Origin of the sequence: Streptomyces sp. NPDC101181, assembly GCF_044767975.1 — a bacterium.
Classification (GTDB): Bacteria; Actinomycetota; Actinomycetes; order Streptomycetales; family Streptomycetaceae; genus Streptomyces.
The window spans coordinates 437280-454780 of sequence record NZ_JBIWOX010000001.1; the positions used below are offsets into that span (position 1 = coordinate 437280).

Consider the following 17501-nt stretch of genomic DNA (forward strand, 5'->3'; position numbering starts at 1 on the left):
CTCGACACGCATGTCCTGAACGTGGGGGAGACCTCTCCCCCACCCCCTCGTCTCTCCCGCCCACCCCCGCCGCACGGCCCTCCCAGCCGGATACGATCGAGGCCGGGCCCGCAGGCGTGCGCGCAGCCGTCCGAGCCGGAAAGCCCGATTGTCGTAGGCGCACGAGATCCAGGAGAAGCGAGACAGAGATGGCCCCGACAGCCGCCACAGCCCCCCTCCTCCGGGATGTCTTCCACATCAAGACGTCCATCTCGACCTCCGACTACGTGCTCAAGCTCGCCGAGGCGGTCACCGAGGAGGGCGCGGCGCAGGCGCTACGGGACTACGTCGTCACCGAGCGGCTGCTGGAGAACTTCGACGAGGCCCTCGGGCTGATCAAGGCAGCGCTCGACGGGCACACTTCGAAGGCCGCGTATCTTCACGGGTCGTTCGGTTCCGGTAAATCACACTTCATGGCCGTGTTGCATGCCCTCCTGCGTGGCGACGAGGCCGCCCGGGGACGGAAGGCTTTCGACCCGGTCCTGGGCAGGCATGAGTGGCTGGCAGCCGACAGGAAGAAATTCCTGTTGGTGCCCTACCACATGCTCGGGGCGAAGTCGCTGGAGCAGCGGGTACTCGGCGGGTATGTCAGTCATGTCAAGGCGCTGCATCCGCAGGTTCCGATCCCACAGGTCTACCGGACCGACTCCCTCTTCCAGGACATCCGCTCCCACCGGGAGCGGATGGGCGACGCGGCCTTTATCAAGGGGCTCGCCGGGGCGGACGAAGCCGGTTCCGAGGGTGCCGACGGGGACGGTGACGACTGGGGCGACGAGTTCGCGTGGACGTCTGAGCTGCTGTCCACCGCCCTCGCGGCCGAAGAGCTGGACGGCGGCGAGGTCTCTCTCGACCTGGTCAACCCGACCACCCCGGCCGAACTGCGGGCCAAGCTCGTGCACGACGCGTGCGCCACCTGGTTCCCCGGCTTCGCCCGGAACGCAGCCGAGGACGAGCACGGATTCATCTCACTGGACGCCGGCCTCGCGGTGATCGCCGAGCATGCCAAGTCGCTCGGCTACCACGGACTGATCCTCTTCATGGACGAGCTGATCCTCTGGCTCGCCAACCGGGTCCACGACCAGAAGTTCGTCTCCCGCGAGGCTGACAAGATCACCAACTTCGTGGAAGGCGCGGACTCCCGCCGCGCGGTCCCGATCGTGTCGTTCATCGCCCGCCAGCGTGACCTGCGGGAACTGGTCGGCGAGGAGATCTCCGGCGCCGCCGAGGCCGCGATCCAGGACAGCCTGCGGCTGGCCTCGGGGCGCTTCGACACGATCACGCTGGAGGATCGCAACCTGCCCCAGGTCGCCCATGCCCGACTGCTCCAGCCCAAGGACGAGGAGGCCGCCGCGAAGCTGGACGCGGCGTTCGCCAAGATCAAGCGGGTCGGGCCCCAGGTGTGGGACGTTCTGCTGGGCTCGGACGAGGGCACGACGGGCGCGGACGAGGAGTCGTTCCGGCTGACGTACCCCTTCGCCCCCGCGTTCATGGACACGCTGGTGCACATCTCCTCGGCGCTCCAGCGGTCCCGTACCGGTCTGAAGCTGATGGGACAGCTCCTGGCCGATCACCGCGACGACGCGACCCTGGACAGCCTGATCCCCCTCGGCGATCTGTACCCCGTGATCGCGGACGGCGGGGACAAGCCGTTCGTGGACAGTCTGAAGGTGGAGTTCCAAGCGGCGGACAAGCTGTACCGCTCCAAACTCCGCCCGCATCTGCTGGCCACGTACGAGATCACCGAGGAGGACATCGAGCGGTACCGGCACCGGCGCGACTCCGTCACCGATCCGCAGCTGGCCAACCGGTGCCGGGGCTTCATCGGCGACGACCGGCTCATGTGCACGCTGCTGCTCTCCGCGCTGGCGCCCAGTGTGCCCGCCCTGCGGGACCTGACCATCCGGCGGCTCGGGGCCCTGAACCACGGGTCGGTCCTCTCCCCCATTCCCGGTGCCGAGGTCGGGGTGATCAGGACGAAGGTCGACGAGTGGGCCTCGCGGTTCGCCGAGATCAAGGCGACGGGAACGGACGCCAACCCCGGTGTGCGGCTCGAGCTGGCCGGGGTGGACGTCGACTCCGTCATCGCTAACGCCGACGTGAACAACAGCGCGTCCAACAGGCGGGCCCTCGCCAAGCGGCTGCTCGCCGAGGAGCTGGGGCTGTCGCTCCAGGAGCGGCTGGTCGCGGACGAGCTGCAGCTCGTGTGGCGCGGCTCGCAGCGCAACGCGGAGGTTGTCTTCGGCAACATCGCGGACACCGACGACTTCCCCGACCACGAGTTCTCACCCAGCCAGGACGGGCTGTGGCGGATCGTCCTCGACCTGCCCTTCCACGAGGGTGAGTCGGGGCCCGTCGAGGACGCCAACCGGGTGGGTGCCCTACGCACGCTGCCCGGTACCCGGCCCCGTACCGTGGCCTGGATTCCGACCCATCTGTCCGCCGCCCGGTTCAAGGACTTCCAGCGGCTGGTCGTGATCGACTACGCGCTGGCGGACCAACGGCGCTTCGACACCGTGTACGCACGGCACCTCAACGCCGACAACCGAGCCCGCGCCAAGAGCCTCCTCGAGGGGCAGCGGGAGTCGCTCACCAAGACGGTGAAGGCCGCGTTCAAGCAGGCGTACGGCTGCGCGGACAAGAAGCCGAGCGATGTCGACGTGTCGTTCAACGAACACTTCGAGCCGCTGCCGGACGTCTCCGAGCTGCGGGTGTCCATCGGGATGTCGCTTCACGCAGCGATCCGCCACATCCTGGACAAGCTGCTGGCCCACCAGTTCCCCGCCCACCCCGATCTGGACCCGGAGAACACCGGCACGGCAGTACGCGCCTCCGATGTGCGCACGGTCTTCGGGCACATCCGGGCAGCGACGGAGGCCGGGGACCGGCAGGCCGAGATCCCGGCCAAGGACCGGGCCGCGATGCGGCGGATCGGTACGCCACTCGGCCTGGGGCAACAGAAGGAGGCGTACTTCAGGCTCTCCAACCGGTGGGTGGACCACTTCGGTCTCCAGGCCCGCGCCGAAGGCGGCCCGGGTGACCTGAGCGTCGTCCAGCTCACCGAGTGGATCGACCGGCCTGCGCCCATGGGTCTGGACCCGCTGCTGGCGCATCTGGTGATCGCCGCTTACGCGGAGATGGACGACCGGGTATGGGTGCAAGGCGGATCGCTGCTCGACCCGGCGCCCGAGCCGTCCGCCGTCAAGCCGGTCTACGCTCTGCGCTCCCAGCCGCTCCCGGACGAAGAGGTCTGGGAGGAGGCAGGGCAGAGGTTCTGGGAGATCTTCGGAGAGCAGCCGCCGAAGCTGCGGCGCGGCCGGATGGTCGGCCTGTTCGCGCGGCGAATCGGTCACCAGGCCAGAGCTTTCCAGCCGCATGCGGCCGACCTCGTACGCGAGCTGGAGAAGCGCTCCTCTCTGCTCGGCCTGGACGAGGCCGACGAAGGCGGTCGGCTCGCACTGGCCCGCCGCTCACGCGACCTGCTCGATAGGCTTGTGGCACTGGAGTGGGAATCGTCCGGAGGGTCGACGGGCGCCAAACAAATCATCACCGGCTTCGCCGCCTTCGACCTCGGCGAGGTACCGGCGGGACGGTACGGGGCGTCGGTCAAGCAGGCAGAGGCGGTGGCCTCGGCTCTGGCCGTGGCTGCCTGGGACATGCTCAGGCTCGCTCCGAACTACGGTGCTGCGGGTGAGGCGGTCCTGGAGTCGCTGCGGGGGGCTGCTCGCGCAGACCAGCGCACCACTGACTTGAAGGGTGCGCTCGGCGAGGCGCGGAGCGCACTCGTGACGGTGATCGACCGCAGTCAGCCGGCCGTTCCGTTGGCTTCCCCTCCGGTGGACATCGCTGTGCCCGAAAAGCCCACCGGTCCCGATGACATCGGCCTCGGCGCCGGTACGAGCAGTCCGCAAGTTCCGACGTCCCATCCGCAGTCGGGGCGTGCTCCCCGCAGGTCGGGAGGAGGGCGGACCACTGCGGCCCGCGCCATCGACGAGCTGCAGGCCGAGCTCGCCGGGCTGACTGCGGTGGAACCCGACGCGACGGTCGAGATCACGTGGCGGGTGGTGGAATGAGCCGGGCGACGAGCGGCACGGCAGGACCGACGGACACCGCGGCGAGCGCCGTACGGCTCAACACGGCGACCGTGACCCAGTACCTGGCCTCGCAGTCCGCAGGGCTCACCCCGGGGAAGCGGCGAGCGGTGCTGCTGCGGGCCGAGCCTGTATGGGACGGCCCGCCCACACTGGCGTGGGACGATCAGCGTCGGGCCGTGGTGGTAGGTGCCCCGTCGCCGCTGGCCGCGTACGAACTGGTCCTGACCCATCAGCTGCCGACGGCCACCGGACCTGACGTCATGGTCGTCCTGACCGACCAGGAGGAGGCAGAGCTCGGACCCGACCTGCTGGCAAGGGTCCACCGGCAGCGTGTGAACTCGGTCGACACCTGGGACGTCGTGCGGGAGGCGTTCGGGGCCGTGGAGAGGGACCCACGGCTCGAGCAGGACAACTGGGCAGCGGAAGCACTGCTGGACGCCACACCGCCGGGCGGGTGGCCACGGCTGGGGGGCGGCATACTGACTCGTACCACGGCCCTGACCTCGCTGGCTCTGCGGAGGCTCGGGATGGGCCGGTATGACCCCGACCGGAACCAGGGCGAATACGCCACCGTTCCGGCAGAGTCGGGGTCCGGTGGCGCCCTGGGCACCGAGCGACGGCCAGAGGCCCTCACAGGCAGTGACACCCTCGATGTGCATACCCTGCTCCGATGGTCGCTGACGCCCGGCGGGCCCGAGCGGCTGCTGGCCTTGCGCAGGCCCGAGCGGGAGGGGCTGGCGAGTTTCCTGGGCAAGGACGACAGGACCGGTCTGGCCGGACAGGCCCTGATCGCCCTGGTTGACGCCGGACACGGGCCGGACGCCGTGGCGTTCGGGCTGGCCTGCGCCGCCCTGTGGGCGAGCCCCGACGCTGAGGCAGAGGACTACCGAGCCCGCGGGCGGGCCGAACGCTGGTTCGGCGAGGAGCCGCCCGTCCGCGGAGAGGCACTGGACGCGCTCGCGTCGGCCTTCGGGCGGTGCTGTGAGGAGTTCGTCGCCGGCCTCCTGTTGACCGGGCGCACCGGTGCCCCTGACCCGGCGGCGCGGGCCCGGCGCCTGACCGCGACCACGCTCGACCGGGCCTCCTCGCTGGTCCGCCAATTCGGAGCCGAACGTGCCGCCCGTACCAGTCCCGTACTCGCGGAAGGTCTGGAGGCTCGGTTCGACGCGGCGGGCCGGGCGCTGTCCGGCGGCGACCCTAAGGTCATCAGCCGGGCTGTGTCCAACCTGGAGGCGCACCGCCAGGCGGTGGACCCGGATGCCCGGACCCGTATCCACCGTGTCGTGATGGCCCAGCGCCTGGCCCGGTGGCTGGCCACCGAGCCCGTGCCGGAAAGTCCCCACCTGGAAGCGGGGATCGCCCGGCACGTGGCGGAGACCGGCTGGGTCGACCTCGCTCTTGACCATATAGAGGCAGGCGGCGACCCCATCCCCTCCCTCGCGTCGGCCTACGACACCCTCTGTGCCTCTGTGCGTGAAAAGCGCCGCGCTATCGACCGGCACTTCGCCGGACTGCTCGCCACCTGGACGGCCAACGGCACCGGCCCAGGCTCGATGCTGACCGTGGAGACGTTCCTGCCGATCGTCGTCGCACCGGTGGTGAAGGGCGGGGAGCGTCGTGTCCTGCTGCTCGTCCTGGACGGCATGAGCGCGGCGATCGCCGCCGAAATGGCGGAAGAGCTGCGCGAGCACTGGGTTGAATACGACCCGCTCCCCAAGGCGAAGGGCTTGCCACAGCGCCGAGGCATGGCTGCGGCGCTTCCGACCGTGACGTCTGTCTCCCGTACCTCACTGTTCGCAGCACGGCTGATGTCGGGTACCCAGGCCGACGAGAAGCGGCTGTTTCCCAGCCACCGATTCTGGGGCGGCGCGGACGTCGCGGTGTTCCACAAGGAGGATCTGCGGGGCGAGAGCAGCGGAAGCGGCGTCGGGGGAGCACTGCGTGACGCCCTGGACTCGGATCACACCCATGTCGCGGTGGTGCTCAACACGATCGACGACCGGCTGGCCGGCGAACAGAAGCTGGGAGACGGAAGCTGGCGGCTCAACGACATAGGGCGGTTGCGGCAGTTGCTGCGTCGGGCCGCCGAGCAGGGCCGCGCGGTGGTCCTCACCAGTGACCACGGCCATGTGGTGGACCGGCACGGAGTGCGGACCGAGGTAGACAGCCCGCTCTCGGCCCGGCACCGGACGGCCGGGGGCCCGGTGGGGGACACGGAGATCCTGCTGGCCGGGCCGCGGGTGGTCGCACCGGAGCCGGACGGCGCGATCGTTGCGCTGTGGGATGCCGACTCCCGCTACACCGTCCGGCGGGCTGGCTATCACGGCGGCGCGTCGCCTGCCGAGGTCACCATTCCGGTGCTGGCGTTCCTGCCGTTCGGTGCTGAGCCCCCGGCGGGGTGGCGGGAGCTGGGAAGTCAGCAACCGTCATGGTGGTCGCTCGACACTCGGCGGGCCGCGAGCCCACCGGCGACCGTCATGCCTGCCCCTGAGCCCACCCAACGCCGGAAGGCCAAGCCGCAGGCCGTGAACGACACGGATGCGTTGTTCGACGTATCGCTCGCGCCGAACGTGTCCGCGGATGGAGACTCCCTGCTCTCCATGGCTCTGGTGGCTCCCCAGGACGCGCTCGTCGACGAACTCCTCGCGTCCGAACTCTTCGGCACTCAGGTGGCTGTGCTGGCCCGCAAACCCAACCTGCTCCACGTGGAGAAGGCCGTACGGGCGCTCCTGGACGCCGGTGGCACGCTGCCGGTCACAGCGCTGGCTCAACGAGCAGGTGTGCGCGCCACCGGAGCGGACGGATTCGGCGCCGTCCTTCGACAGTTGCTGAACTTCGACGGCGCGCAGGTGCTCGACGCTCTGCCCGACGGACGGACCCTACGGCTGGATGAGGCACTCCTGCGGGAGCAGTTCGAGCTGGAGTGAACTGGCCGGGTGCCGGGCCATGGCAGCGCCCGGCACCCGCCCGTCAGGTCAGTTCGCGCAGAATGCGGAGAAAGCCACGCAGTTCGTCGCTCAGCTTCGGAGTGAGGGGCTCGGCGTCGAAGTGCGCGATGCTGTTGCGAATGAGCCTTACGCGGTCGAGTTGCCGTACGAACTGAGTCCGGTCCATGCGCCAGTCGAGCGCCTTCCAGTTCTCGTCAGCTTTCACACGTAGGGCCGGATTCTGCTGCTCCCCGTTCAGCAGTTTCACGTACCCGTTGAACATCAGGTCCGTGATGAGTCCCGTCTGCATCCGTGGCTGGTTCGGCTGAACGGCTCGGATCGCGTCCGGGCCGATCTTGGCGCCGAGACACTTGCGCAACCGGAACTCGATCTCGCCGATGACGAAGAACGGCCAGGCGGTCGCACCGAACCTCTCGGTGATGTCCGCCGCGGTGACGATGCCGCAGAACGAACCATTGTTGGCCCTGACCAGCAGATATCCCTCCTCGCTGACCCGTGGTAGCAGCGAGAAGAAGTCATGATGCGACTCCACGACGGGTGGATCGACGAGTGCCTCCGTCAAGTCGGGCTGAGCGGCCCGCTCGTACGCCTTCACCACCGACCGCCAGGTGATGACACCGTGCAGAAGCACCCCGCCTTCGATGACGGGGATCTGCGAGTAGTTCATGTTGCTCATCAAGTAGGTGATCTCGGACAGTTTCTTGTCCGGAGTCACCGAGTACAGACCACTCACAGCCGATGGGATGTCACCGACTCTGATGGGGTTCTGGGGCAGTCCGCCAGTGGGCAGCTCCTCCGCGTCCTCCTGCGGTGACTCCTCGGAGTGCGGAGCTGCCTCGCGGGTGACGATCTGGACATCGGCATTGCTGTTGCACGTGGCGAAGTCCGGCAGGGTCGACAGGCCGACGTCCCTGAGGGCCTGCTCAATGAGCGGAACGGTGAGGTCGTTCCGCAGACGGGCGCCGAAGAGCGCCAAAAGCTCCAGGACGGGGATCTGCTTGCCCTTGAGAGCGAGCAGCTCGGCCTCGGTGGGGTGCCGCTGGGACATGTCTGGGCTCACCGGTCCCGTGCATCGCGGAAGACGGTCCGCTTACCCATGGCCGAGTCCACCAATTCGAGCAGTTGCTTGGCGCGGTGGGCGTAGAACGCCTCGAAGTCGTCGGTCTCGAGAGCGGCCAGATCAACGAGATGCGTAGCCATGACGTCACCGAACCACTCGGGTCGCATGCCCGACTCCAGTGTCAGTGTTTTGAGATAGGCGCGGGGAGGACCCGTCATGCTCTTGCTGGCGCGCAAGGAGAGGGGGGTCTTGTTCACCATCGAGTTGGCATGCGCGGCCCGACGGGGGTGGTTCTTCGCGACCCATTCCTTGGGAAAGATCGGTCGTACATCCACGGCCTGTTCCACCAGCCGGTCAGGGACGAGCGGACCGTCGGTGAAGTACCAGTCCACCGCTCCCTGCTTGATGAGGAGGGCGTAGATGCCCTTGTAGGCGGCGCTGTTGCGCGTGGTCAGCGTATCAAGGCGGTCGGACAGGAAAGCGGCCTCGGCAACAGTGTCGGGCACAAGGACGCTGCCGTCCCCGCGAATGCAGCTGATCAACTGTTCGACATCACGGGTGAAGCGGCTCTCGGTCGAACCGCCGTACATCTCTCCCATCACACCGCACCAGTACCACTGCGTGATCCGGTCATCCGCCCCCAGGGTGTCCGTCTCGTCCCCGATGAGGGCTCGAACGGCCGCGAGGGGCACCAGCTGCGTTCGATAGGGCAGATCCGCCGTGCGGACGATGCACTGCCGCTGCAGAAATCCCCCTACCCATGCGAATGCCTCCGCCACTCTCGGCGCGAGTCGGCGGAAGTCCTCCAACGGAAGCTCCAGCAGATCTCGACGCTTGCAGGACACCGAGATACTTCGGCCCGACCGCTTCGCCTCCCAGGTGCGGACCAGGGCAACTGCCTGGAGAAAGTCACTGCTGCTCAGGCCGTCATCCGACCCGGCGTCCGGCTTGCCGAACACCGGATAGGCGGAGGTGAGGCCCTTCTTGATGTGGTGCCACTCGTCCGGGAGGCGGTAGTAGTCGCCGAACTGCGCCGCATGGGCCTGGTTGCCGGCGTAGGTCGCGGTGAGGAGCTCGAAGACATTGAGCGGTACGCCACCGGTGTTCACTCGCTCGAAAACCGCGCACACGGCGTCCATCGTGGTCGATGCGGACAGCTTGATCATCGGCACGTCGAAGGACAGCATGTTGTTCAGGACTTGGTCCTGAAATTTCATCCAGACCGGCCAATTGGCCGGGTCACGTACGAACTCCTGTTGCCAGGCACCCACCCGCTGTGTATCGAAGACGTAGTGAAGGGGGAAGTAGCCAGCCTTGCATTCCAGCTCTCGCGTACTCAGATCGAGCACTACCTTGCGAGCGAAGTCCCGTTTCAGAATACGGTCCTCCGGGACGGAGACGATCGCCTCGTCCCGGTCTGTCGGCGCACCGACCGCTTTGGCGATGTTCACGTAGTACCAGCGCTTGAGGTTCTTCCCCCGAGCATCGACGGTTTCTACCGGTTTGTCCTGATGGAGTGCCTGGAAAAGCGAGGTGAGCCGCTGCTGCCCGTCCAACAGCAGCAGGTCCGGCACCTGAGCTTCGCCGTCCTCGGCACCTTTGAGAGCCCGGGCCTTGAACTGGGGCATACCGCCGGTGTGCAACGCCATCACCACACCGAGCGGATACTTCAGCGTGACCGTCGCGACAAGCGCTCTGATTCGCTCGTCGTCCCACTTCCACTCCCGCTGGAAGTCAGGCAGCTGAAGTGCGCCGGATGCGACGTCCTTGAGCACGTCCTTCAGGTCCGGATTGTCGAGCGCCACGCGAACTGCCCCCCATCTTTCAGTAAACTGTGCAACTGGATATTTGAGCAAGGCATGCCGTCGGTGTCAACCGATCGACGGACCCATCTCCGACTCGAGCGAAATTCGGCCGCGCATTCTTCGCCAGCGAGTGGATGCGAGACTGACTGTGTGAGTAACGAACGCCTCGAACGAAGTGGTTCAGTCAGCGCCGCCCGCCGCCGAGAGGTGATCGACGCCCTCCGCCGGGGCGCCGTCCCCGAGAGTGGACTCGATCTGCTCGCGACCGGCCTGAGCAGGTTCGAGGAGGCACTCGACGCGGAGCTGGACACGGCTGCATCAGGTGGTTCGGTGTTCAAGGCAGTGCGCGGCGAGTACGGGTCCGGTAAGACCTTCTTCACCCGGTGGCTCGGCGAGCGGGCCAAGCGTCGCAGCTTCGCCGTCGCCGAGATCCAGATCTCGGAGACCGAGACTCCCCTGCACAGACTGGAGACCGTCTACCGCCGTCTCACCGAGCGGCTGACCACCCCTGGATTCCCCCCCAGTGCGCTACGCCCAGTTGTGGACACCTGGTTCTACACTCTGGAGGAGGACGCTTTGGCTGCAGGCGTCACCGAGGAGCATCTCGCGGTCGGAGTGGAACGCCTACTGGCGGCGCGGCTCAGCAAGGTGTCGCGGCATGCCCCGTCCTTCGCCACCGCGCTGCGCGGATACCGTACGGCACTCACCTCGGGCGACGAGGGCACCGCGGCGGCCGTGATGGCTTGGCTCGGGGGCCAACCGCATGTCGCCGCCTCGGCCCGCAGAGCCGTCGGAGTCCGCGGCGACCTCGACCACTTCGGTGCCTTCGGCTTTCTCCAGGGCCTGCTCACCGTGCTGCGCGACTCCGGGCACAAGGGGCTCCTTGTCGTGCTGGACGAGGTGGAAACACTCCAGCGGATCCGTTCGGACGCACGGGACAAGGCACTCAACGCGCTGCGCCAACTCATCGACGAGGTGCACTCCGGGCGCTTCCCGGGCCTTTACCTGCTGATCACAGGTACTCCAGCGTTCTTCGAAGGCCAACAGGGCGTGCAACGACTGGCACCGCTGGCGCAGCGGCTGGCCACCGACTTCACCACCGACCCCCGCTTCGACAATCCGCGGGCCGTACAGGTGCGGCTTCCGGGCTTCACCCACGCGTCCCTCGTCGATCTCGGAATCACCATCCGCGACCTGTACGCGGACGGGGCCAACGCCCCCGAGCGGATCAGAGCCGTCGTGAACGACGCGTACGTCGCGGAGCTGGCATCAGCGGTGGGCGGGGCCCTGGGAGGCCGGGTAGGTGTCGCGCCCAGGCTGTTCCTCAAGAAGCTCGTCGGTGACGTCCTGGACAGGGTCGATCAGTTCGACGACTTCGATCCGCGTCAGCATTACGCCTTGACCATGAGCGCCGGCGAGATGAGCGACATCGAACGCAACGCGGCGGTGGACGACATCGACGAGATCGAGCTGGACCTTCCATGAGCGAGCACTCCGGACGTGACGACGCCACCGCCCCTCTCGATCTCCTGCATCCGGGCCTCGTCCATCACATCGTGAACACCCTCGGCTGGTCCGGCCTGCGGCCTCTCCAGGAGGAGGCCATCGCGCCCCTGACCGGCGGTGCCGACGCCCTCCTGCTCGCGCCCACCGCCGGAGGCAAGACCGAGGCCGCGTGCTTCCCTCTTCTCTCCCGCATGGAACGGGAGAGGTGGACCGGCACGTCCGTCCTGTACGTCTGTCCTCTCAAAGCCCTCCTGAACAACCTGTTGCCACGGCTGGAGGCATACACCTCCTGGCTGGGACGCACCGCAGCCCTCTGGCACGGAGATGTGGCCCAGAACCGTCGGAAGCGCATCCTGCGCGAACGGCCTGATGTATTGCTGACCACTCCCGAGTCGCTTGAGGCCATGCTGGTCAGCGTGAACGTGGACCATACGGCCTTCTTCTCCGGCTTGCGCGGCATCGTGGTGGACGAGGTACACGCTTTCGCCGGCGACGACAGAGGCTGGCATCTACTGGCCGTACTGGAACGGCTGGAGCGCGTGGCAGGCCGGTCTGTTCAGCGAGTAGGACTTTCGGCGACCGTGGGAAATCCTGAGCAGTTGCTGGCGTGGCTGCGGGGAGCACGCGGTGGTGAAACCAAGGGTGCTGGTAACGCGCGGGTGATCGCCCCCGGGCTGACCACTGCGGTCGTGCGGCCTACGGGCTCCACGGAGCCGGCTCCTTCCGGTGATGTCCAACTGGATTACGTGGGCTCCCTGGCCAACGCAGCCACCGTGATCGCCGCGCTCCACCGGGGCGAGAAGCGCCTGGTGTTCTGCGAGTCACGCAAGCAGGTGGAGGAGCTGGGGCAGAGCCTGCGCGCCAAGGGAGTCAACGCCTTCCTGTCGCACGCATCACTGTCCGCCGACGAGCGGAGGCGCGCAGAGGAAGCCTTCAGCTACTCCCGCGACTGCGTGATCGTCTCCACAAGCACGCTCGAGCTCGGGATCGATGTGGGAGATCTCGACCGCGTTATTCAGATCGATGCTCCAGGCACAGTAGCGTCCTTCCTGCAACGCCTCGGACGTACCGGCCGCAGACCCGGGTCTCAGCGTAACTGCCTGTTCCTGGCTCTCGACGAGGCGGCTCTGCTGTCGGCCTCCGCCCTCCTGCTGATGTGGACACGCGGCTGGGTCGAGCCTGTCGTCGCTCCGCCCGAACCCCGCCACATCGTCGCCCAGCAGATTCTTGCGCTCTGTCTTCAGGAACACCAGGTCGGTGGCCGGTTGTGGCAAGAATGGTGGGGTGGGTTGAGTCCGTTCGGTCCCGCGTCCAGACCTCTCGTACAGCACCTGGTGGAGGCCGGATTCCTGAACGACGACGCTGGTTTGATCTTCATCGGCCCTGAAGCAGAGCAACGCTTCGGATACCGACATTTCATGGATCTGACCGCCGTTTTCACCGCAGCGCCGGAGTTCACTGTTCTCAGCGGACGCACCGAGATCGGAACGACGGACCCCGCTTTGCTGACCGAACGGGTCGTGGCCCCACGTCGCCTCCTGCTCGCCGGGCGCAGTTGGCAGGTGTCCTATATCGACTGGTCGCGTCGCCGTTGCTTCGTCGAACCGGCCGCAGGTGGGGGGAAGGCACGCTGGGGCGGCGGTGGGCTCTCGCGTACGTCGTCCTACACGCTGACGCGAGCGGCACGCGAGATCATCCTCGGGGCGACACCTCGCGTGAGGTTCACCCGTCGCGCGACCAGTGCGCTTGATCAGCTCCGTACCAAAGCAAATGAGTTGGTGGACTCTACCGGCACAGTGATCCTGCGCGGCGGTCGCGGCACCATCGTGCGCTGGTGGACCTGGGCAGGTTACAAAGCCAACGCAACGCTGGCAGCGACACTGGCGTCGGTCTCCGACCCCCGCCAACAGCCGACTGACATGTATGTGCGGCTCCGTGAAAATCTCACTCTCGCGGAATGGAGTCAGGCGAAGTCCGATGCCCAGGAGCGTCTTTGTCTCCCCTCGGTGGATCCCCGCGCCCTCAGTGGGCTGAAGTTCAGCGCCGCTCTCCCTCACCGACTCGCCGAAGCCACGCTCTCAGCGCGGATGGCGGACCTTGAGGGGGCGGCGGCGGCACTCGCTGAACCAGTGCGGTTCACCTGACGGCATGCTCCTGGCAGAACGGCGATGTAGCCGGAAGCCTCGTCTACTCGCCTCCCGATGAAGCAAGAAGTACCAGAGGAGCACAGAGGCCAGAACCACCTGCAGGTGATCCGAAGAAATGGTGGCCGATGCGTGCCGCACTGTCTCTGGTGGCTCCTACCGCCCGCAGATTTGAGCAGTTCGAGACGAGGCAGGTCGGTCACGCGACGAAAACCATGGCGGATGCCGCCCGGAAGGGCCGTAGCGGCGACCGGGTCTGGCAGGCGCGGAACACCGCCGCGACAGCGGTCGGCGGGCCGGTGATTGTCGTCATCGGATCGCCTCCGCGGGGTCCTGATGGAGCTGGTGATCGCAATGGCGTGCCGACATGATGGAGGTGCTCTGCGCTGGCACGCGCACGTTGTGGAAGCCGTACAGCGTTACGTCGGTGGACTTTCCGTCGAGGTGTGTCCACGCTGCGGCCCGTGCGGGTTCAGCCCTTCGGGCGGGGGTTCTTCTCGATGACGCGGCCGTCCAGGTGCGCGGTGAGGTAGGCGCCGCCGTGCGAGTCGGAGACGTAGACGCGCAGGACCGGGCGGTCCTCGTGGAAGGGGGACGACGGGTCGACGATGACGTAACTGCTCTCCGGTTCGGGGATGTTGAGGGTCCGTTCCGCGGTGCGCAGGAGGGCGGGCAGCTGGTCCCAGTCGACGGTTCCCAGGTCGACGGTGGTGTCCCCGGACATCAGCGTGCCGCCCATCTCGTCGTTCTTCGCCTGCCCGTCGCGGTAGCTGAACCGGTCGTAGAGGCGGGCGTTGGACTTCAACGGGGCCTGGGCGGAGGCGTGTTCGCCGTAGAGGGTGAAGTCGGTGACCTTCGTGCCGCCCATCAGCGGCTTCAGCGCGGTGATCGCCGCCCGCGCTCCGTCCGGGGTGAGCAGGTTCGCGGGCGCTCCCGCCGCTCCCTCGTCCGCCCCGTCGCCCCGGTCCGCGGCCGGTTCCGGGGTGGAGCCGGACGCCGGGGGCGTGGCCTGCCCGCCGTCTGCCGGGGCGCTCGCGGAGTCGCGGGGCCGCTCGCCGCCCCCGGAGCCGGACCGCCCGAAAGGCAGGACGTCGGTCGTCCACAGGACGACGCCCGCGAGCACCAGCGCGGAGACGACGGACGAGGCGACGGTGAGCCTTCGGGTGCGGCGCGCGGTCTGCCGTCGGTGTTCGTCCTCGGTGACGGTCGGCGCGGGCGCGAGGGGTGGGGGTGGGGCGTACGGCTGCTGCTGGTACGGGTTGTAGGGGTTGTTCGGTACGGGTGCGGAGCCGCCGGGTGGGGTGGGTGCCGAGCCGGAAGCCGGTGCGGGCGGGAAGCCGTAGCCGGTCGGGGTCCGGTCGGCGGGGGCTCCGAAGCCGGTGGGCGTTTCCGCGGCGGAACGCGCGGCTCTGGGGTCCCCGGGCGCGGGGCCGGTGGGCGCGAGCCAGGGGTCTCCGGGCGCGGAGCCGGAGTGCCTGAGGCCGGAGGGCGTGGGGCCGGAGGGCGCGGGGCCGGAGGGCGCGGGGCCGGAGGGCGTGGGGCGGGTGGCCGTGGGTGTGCGGTCTGCGGGCTCGGGGGCACGGGGCGTGGGTGCGATGCCGTCCGGCGTCGGTCGCTTCCCCGTCGGTTCCGTGGGTGCGGGTGCCGGGGTGCGGGGCCCGTCGGTGCGGGCGGCCTCGGCCAGCAGGGCGTCCAGGGTGCCGGCGTCCGGGCGGGCCGGGATGTCCCGGGTCAGCAGCGCGGTCAGGACCGGGGTGAGGGCACCGGCCCGTGCCGGGGGCGGGATCTCCTCGTCGAGCACGGCGGCCAGGGTGGCCAGGGTGGTGGCCCGGCGCAGCGGGTGGCGGCCCTCGACGGCGACGTACAGCATCATGCCGAGCGACCAGAGGTCCGAGGACGGGTCGCCCTCGGTGCCCCGGATGCGCTCGGGGGCTATGTAGTCCGGCGAGCCGATGAGGGCGCCGGTGGCCGTGAGGCTGGTGGACTCCCGGATGGCGGCGATGCCGAAGTCGGTGAGGACGGGGCGGCCGTCGGTGCGCAGGAGCACGTTGGCCGGCTTCACGTCGCGGTGGTGGATGCCGGAGGCGTGGGCGGCGCGCAGGGCGGAGAGGATGCCGCGGCCCAGTCCGGCGGCCTCGGCGGGCGCCATGGGCCCGGCGGCGAGGCGGTCCTGGAGCGAGCAGCCCGCCACCAGTTCCATCACGATCCAGGGGTAGCCCTCCTCGCCCGGATCGACGATGTGGTGGACGGTGACCACGTTGGGGTGGTCCAGGCGGGCCAGGGCACGGGCCTCGCGCAGCACCCGGGCGCGCAGGTTGCGGGCGCCCTCGGGGTCGTACTCGGCGAGCGCCGGGTCCGGGGGCCGCACCTCCTTGAGCGCGACGTCCCGGTGCAGGGCCATGTCACGGGCCCGCCAGACCATCCCCATGCCGCCACTGCCGAGCCGCTCCACCAGCGTGAAGCGGCCGTCGATCACCCGTCCCGAGGGAGCCTCTGCGCTCATGCGCCGTAGCGTACGGGGAGCCGGTGACAGCGGGCCGGTGGGGCGGACGGGCGGGGAGGTTCGGCAGGCCGGACAGCGCGTCGGACCGCGCGCCCGGTCGGGCCGGAACCCGATCAGCCGCCGAGCTCGTCAGGCCGGGAGACCCGTCAATCGACGCGCCCCGTCAGGCCGAAGCGCGTCCGTGGGAGGAGGCGGAGGGCTGCTTCTTCGCTGTCGTCCTCGCGGTCGTCGTCTTCTTCGCCGCGCTCTTCTTCCCGGTGGTCTTCTTCGCCGTGGCGCTCTTCGCCGTGCTCTTCTTCGCGGACGTTCCGCTTCCGCCGCCCGCCCGGCTTTCTCCGGTCTTCTTCGCCGCCGTCTTCGACGTCGCCGTGGACTTCTTCCCGCCGGTGGACTTGGGGGCGGACTTCTTCGCCGTCGTGGAGCCGCCGGAGCCGGAGCGGGTGACCGTCTTGCCCGTGGGGGTGCGGTGCGTGGTCCTCTTCGCCGCCGTCTTCTTGATGGGGTGGACGTCGGCCATGTCGGTCCCGGCCTCCCCGTCCTCGGCCTGCCCGCCCGCACCTTCCCCGTCCTCGGCCTCGCCGCGTGATTCCTTCGCCGCGCGGACGCTGTTCTCCAGTGCCGCGATCAGGTCGATGACCTTGCCGCCGCCGGCGTCGTCGGACGCGGCCGGGCTCACCGTCCCGCCGGAGGCCTTCGCGGCGATCAGCTCCTCCACCGCCTCGCGGTAGTCGTCGTGGAGGCTGTCCATGTCGACCTCGCCGAGGGTGTCCATCAGGGCGTCGGCCAGGTCGAGTTCGGCGTCGCGGACGGTGACCTCGGTGTCCGGGGCGACGCCTTCGGGGGCCCGGATCTCGTCGGGCCAGAGCAGGCCGTGCATCGCGATCACGTCGTCGACGACCCGGAGCATGCCGAGTCGTTCGCGGCCGCGCAGCGCGTACTTGGCGACGGCGACCTTGTTGCTGCGTTTGAGGGCCTCGCGCAGCAGGGTGTACGGCTTGGCGGCGGGGACGCCGTTGGCGGAGAGGTAGTAGGCCGCGTCCATCTGGAGCGGATCGATCTGGTCGGCGGGGACGAAGGCGACGATCTCGATGGTCTTGGCGGTGGGCAGCGGAAGCTGGGCGAGGTCCTCGTCGGTGATCGGGATCATCGTGCCGTCGGCGTCCTCGTAGGCCTTGCCGATCTCGGCGCCCGTCACCTCCTCCTCGTCCAGTTCACAGACCTTGCGGTAGCGGATGCGGCCGCCGTCGGCGAGGTGGATCTGCCGGAAGTGGATCGAGTGGTTCTCGGTGGCGTTGACCAGCTTGATCGGGATGCTGACCAGCCCGAAGGAGATCGCGCCGTTCCATATGGACCTCACCGTTCACCCCTTTTGGCGGTTAAAGAAACTCAGGAGGCTTTTCGTGTG

At 68.6% G+C, this 17501-nt stretch carries 8 protein-coding genes; 4 read left to right on the plus strand and 4 right to left on the minus strand.

The window, feature by feature from the left end:
* Positions 1-188: 188 nt before the first annotated feature.
* Both ACIRRU_RS01850 and pglZ read left to right on the plus strand, forming a co-directional pair.
* A complete protein-coding gene (locus tag ACIRRU_RS01850; RefSeq protein ID WP_403674873.1) occupies positions 189-4109 on the plus strand; it encodes a phage resistance protein in 3921 nt (1306 codons plus the stop codon).
* Entirely contained in the window at positions 4106-7057 is a 2952-nt protein-coding gene (pglZ, locus tag ACIRRU_RS01855; RefSeq protein WP_403674876.1) for a BREX-2 system phosphatase PglZ, read from the plus strand. Before ACIRRU_RS01850 ends, pglZ begins: the two co-directional genes overlap by 4 nt.
* Before the next feature lie 43 nt (positions 7058-7100).
* On the opposite strand, the gene ACIRRU_RS01860 is transcribed toward pglZ, so the two are convergent.
* Positions 7101-8126 (minus strand): CBS domain-containing protein, encoded by a 1026-nt coding sequence (locus tag ACIRRU_RS01860; protein ID WP_403674878.1) that lies wholly within the window; start codon positions 8124-8126, stop codon positions 7101-7103.
* A gap of 8 nt (positions 8127-8134) precedes the next feature.
* Complete coding sequence (locus ACIRRU_RS01865; protein ID WP_403674880.1) at positions 8135-9943, minus strand: DUF262 domain-containing protein; 1809 nt, start codon at positions 9941-9943, stop codon at positions 8135-8137.
* A 150-nt stretch (positions 9944-10093) separates the two neighbouring features.
* Here ACIRRU_RS01865 and brxD point away from each other — a divergent pair, with 150 nt between their 5' ends.
* Both brxD and ACIRRU_RS01875 read left to right on the plus strand, forming a co-directional pair.
* A complete protein-coding gene (gene brxD, locus ACIRRU_RS01870) occupies positions 10094-11428 on the plus strand; it encodes a BREX system ATP-binding protein BrxD (protein ID WP_403674884.1) in 1335 nt (444 codons plus the stop codon).
* Complete coding sequence (locus ACIRRU_RS01875; protein WP_403674887.1) at positions 11425-13593, plus strand: DEAD/DEAH box helicase; 2169 nt, start codon at positions 11425-11427, stop codon at positions 13591-13593. Before brxD ends, ACIRRU_RS01875 begins: the two co-directional genes overlap by 4 nt.
* A gap of 472 nt (positions 13594-14065) precedes the next feature.
* Here the strand turns inward: ACIRRU_RS01875 and ACIRRU_RS01880 are convergent, their stop codons facing one another.
* Together ACIRRU_RS01880 and ACIRRU_RS01885 are read right to left on the minus strand one after the other, a co-directional pair.
* A complete protein-coding gene (locus tag ACIRRU_RS01880) occupies positions 14066-16096 on the minus strand; it encodes a protein kinase (protein WP_403674890.1) in 2031 nt (676 codons plus the stop codon).
* 163 nt (positions 16097-16259) lie between these two features.
* The gene (locus ACIRRU_RS01885) at positions 16260-17453 is read right to left on the minus strand and encodes a Ku protein (protein WP_403674893.1); all 1194 of its coding nucleotides are present in this window, start codon (positions 17451-17453) and stop codon (positions 16260-16262) included.
* Positions 17454-17501 lie beyond the last annotated feature (48 nt).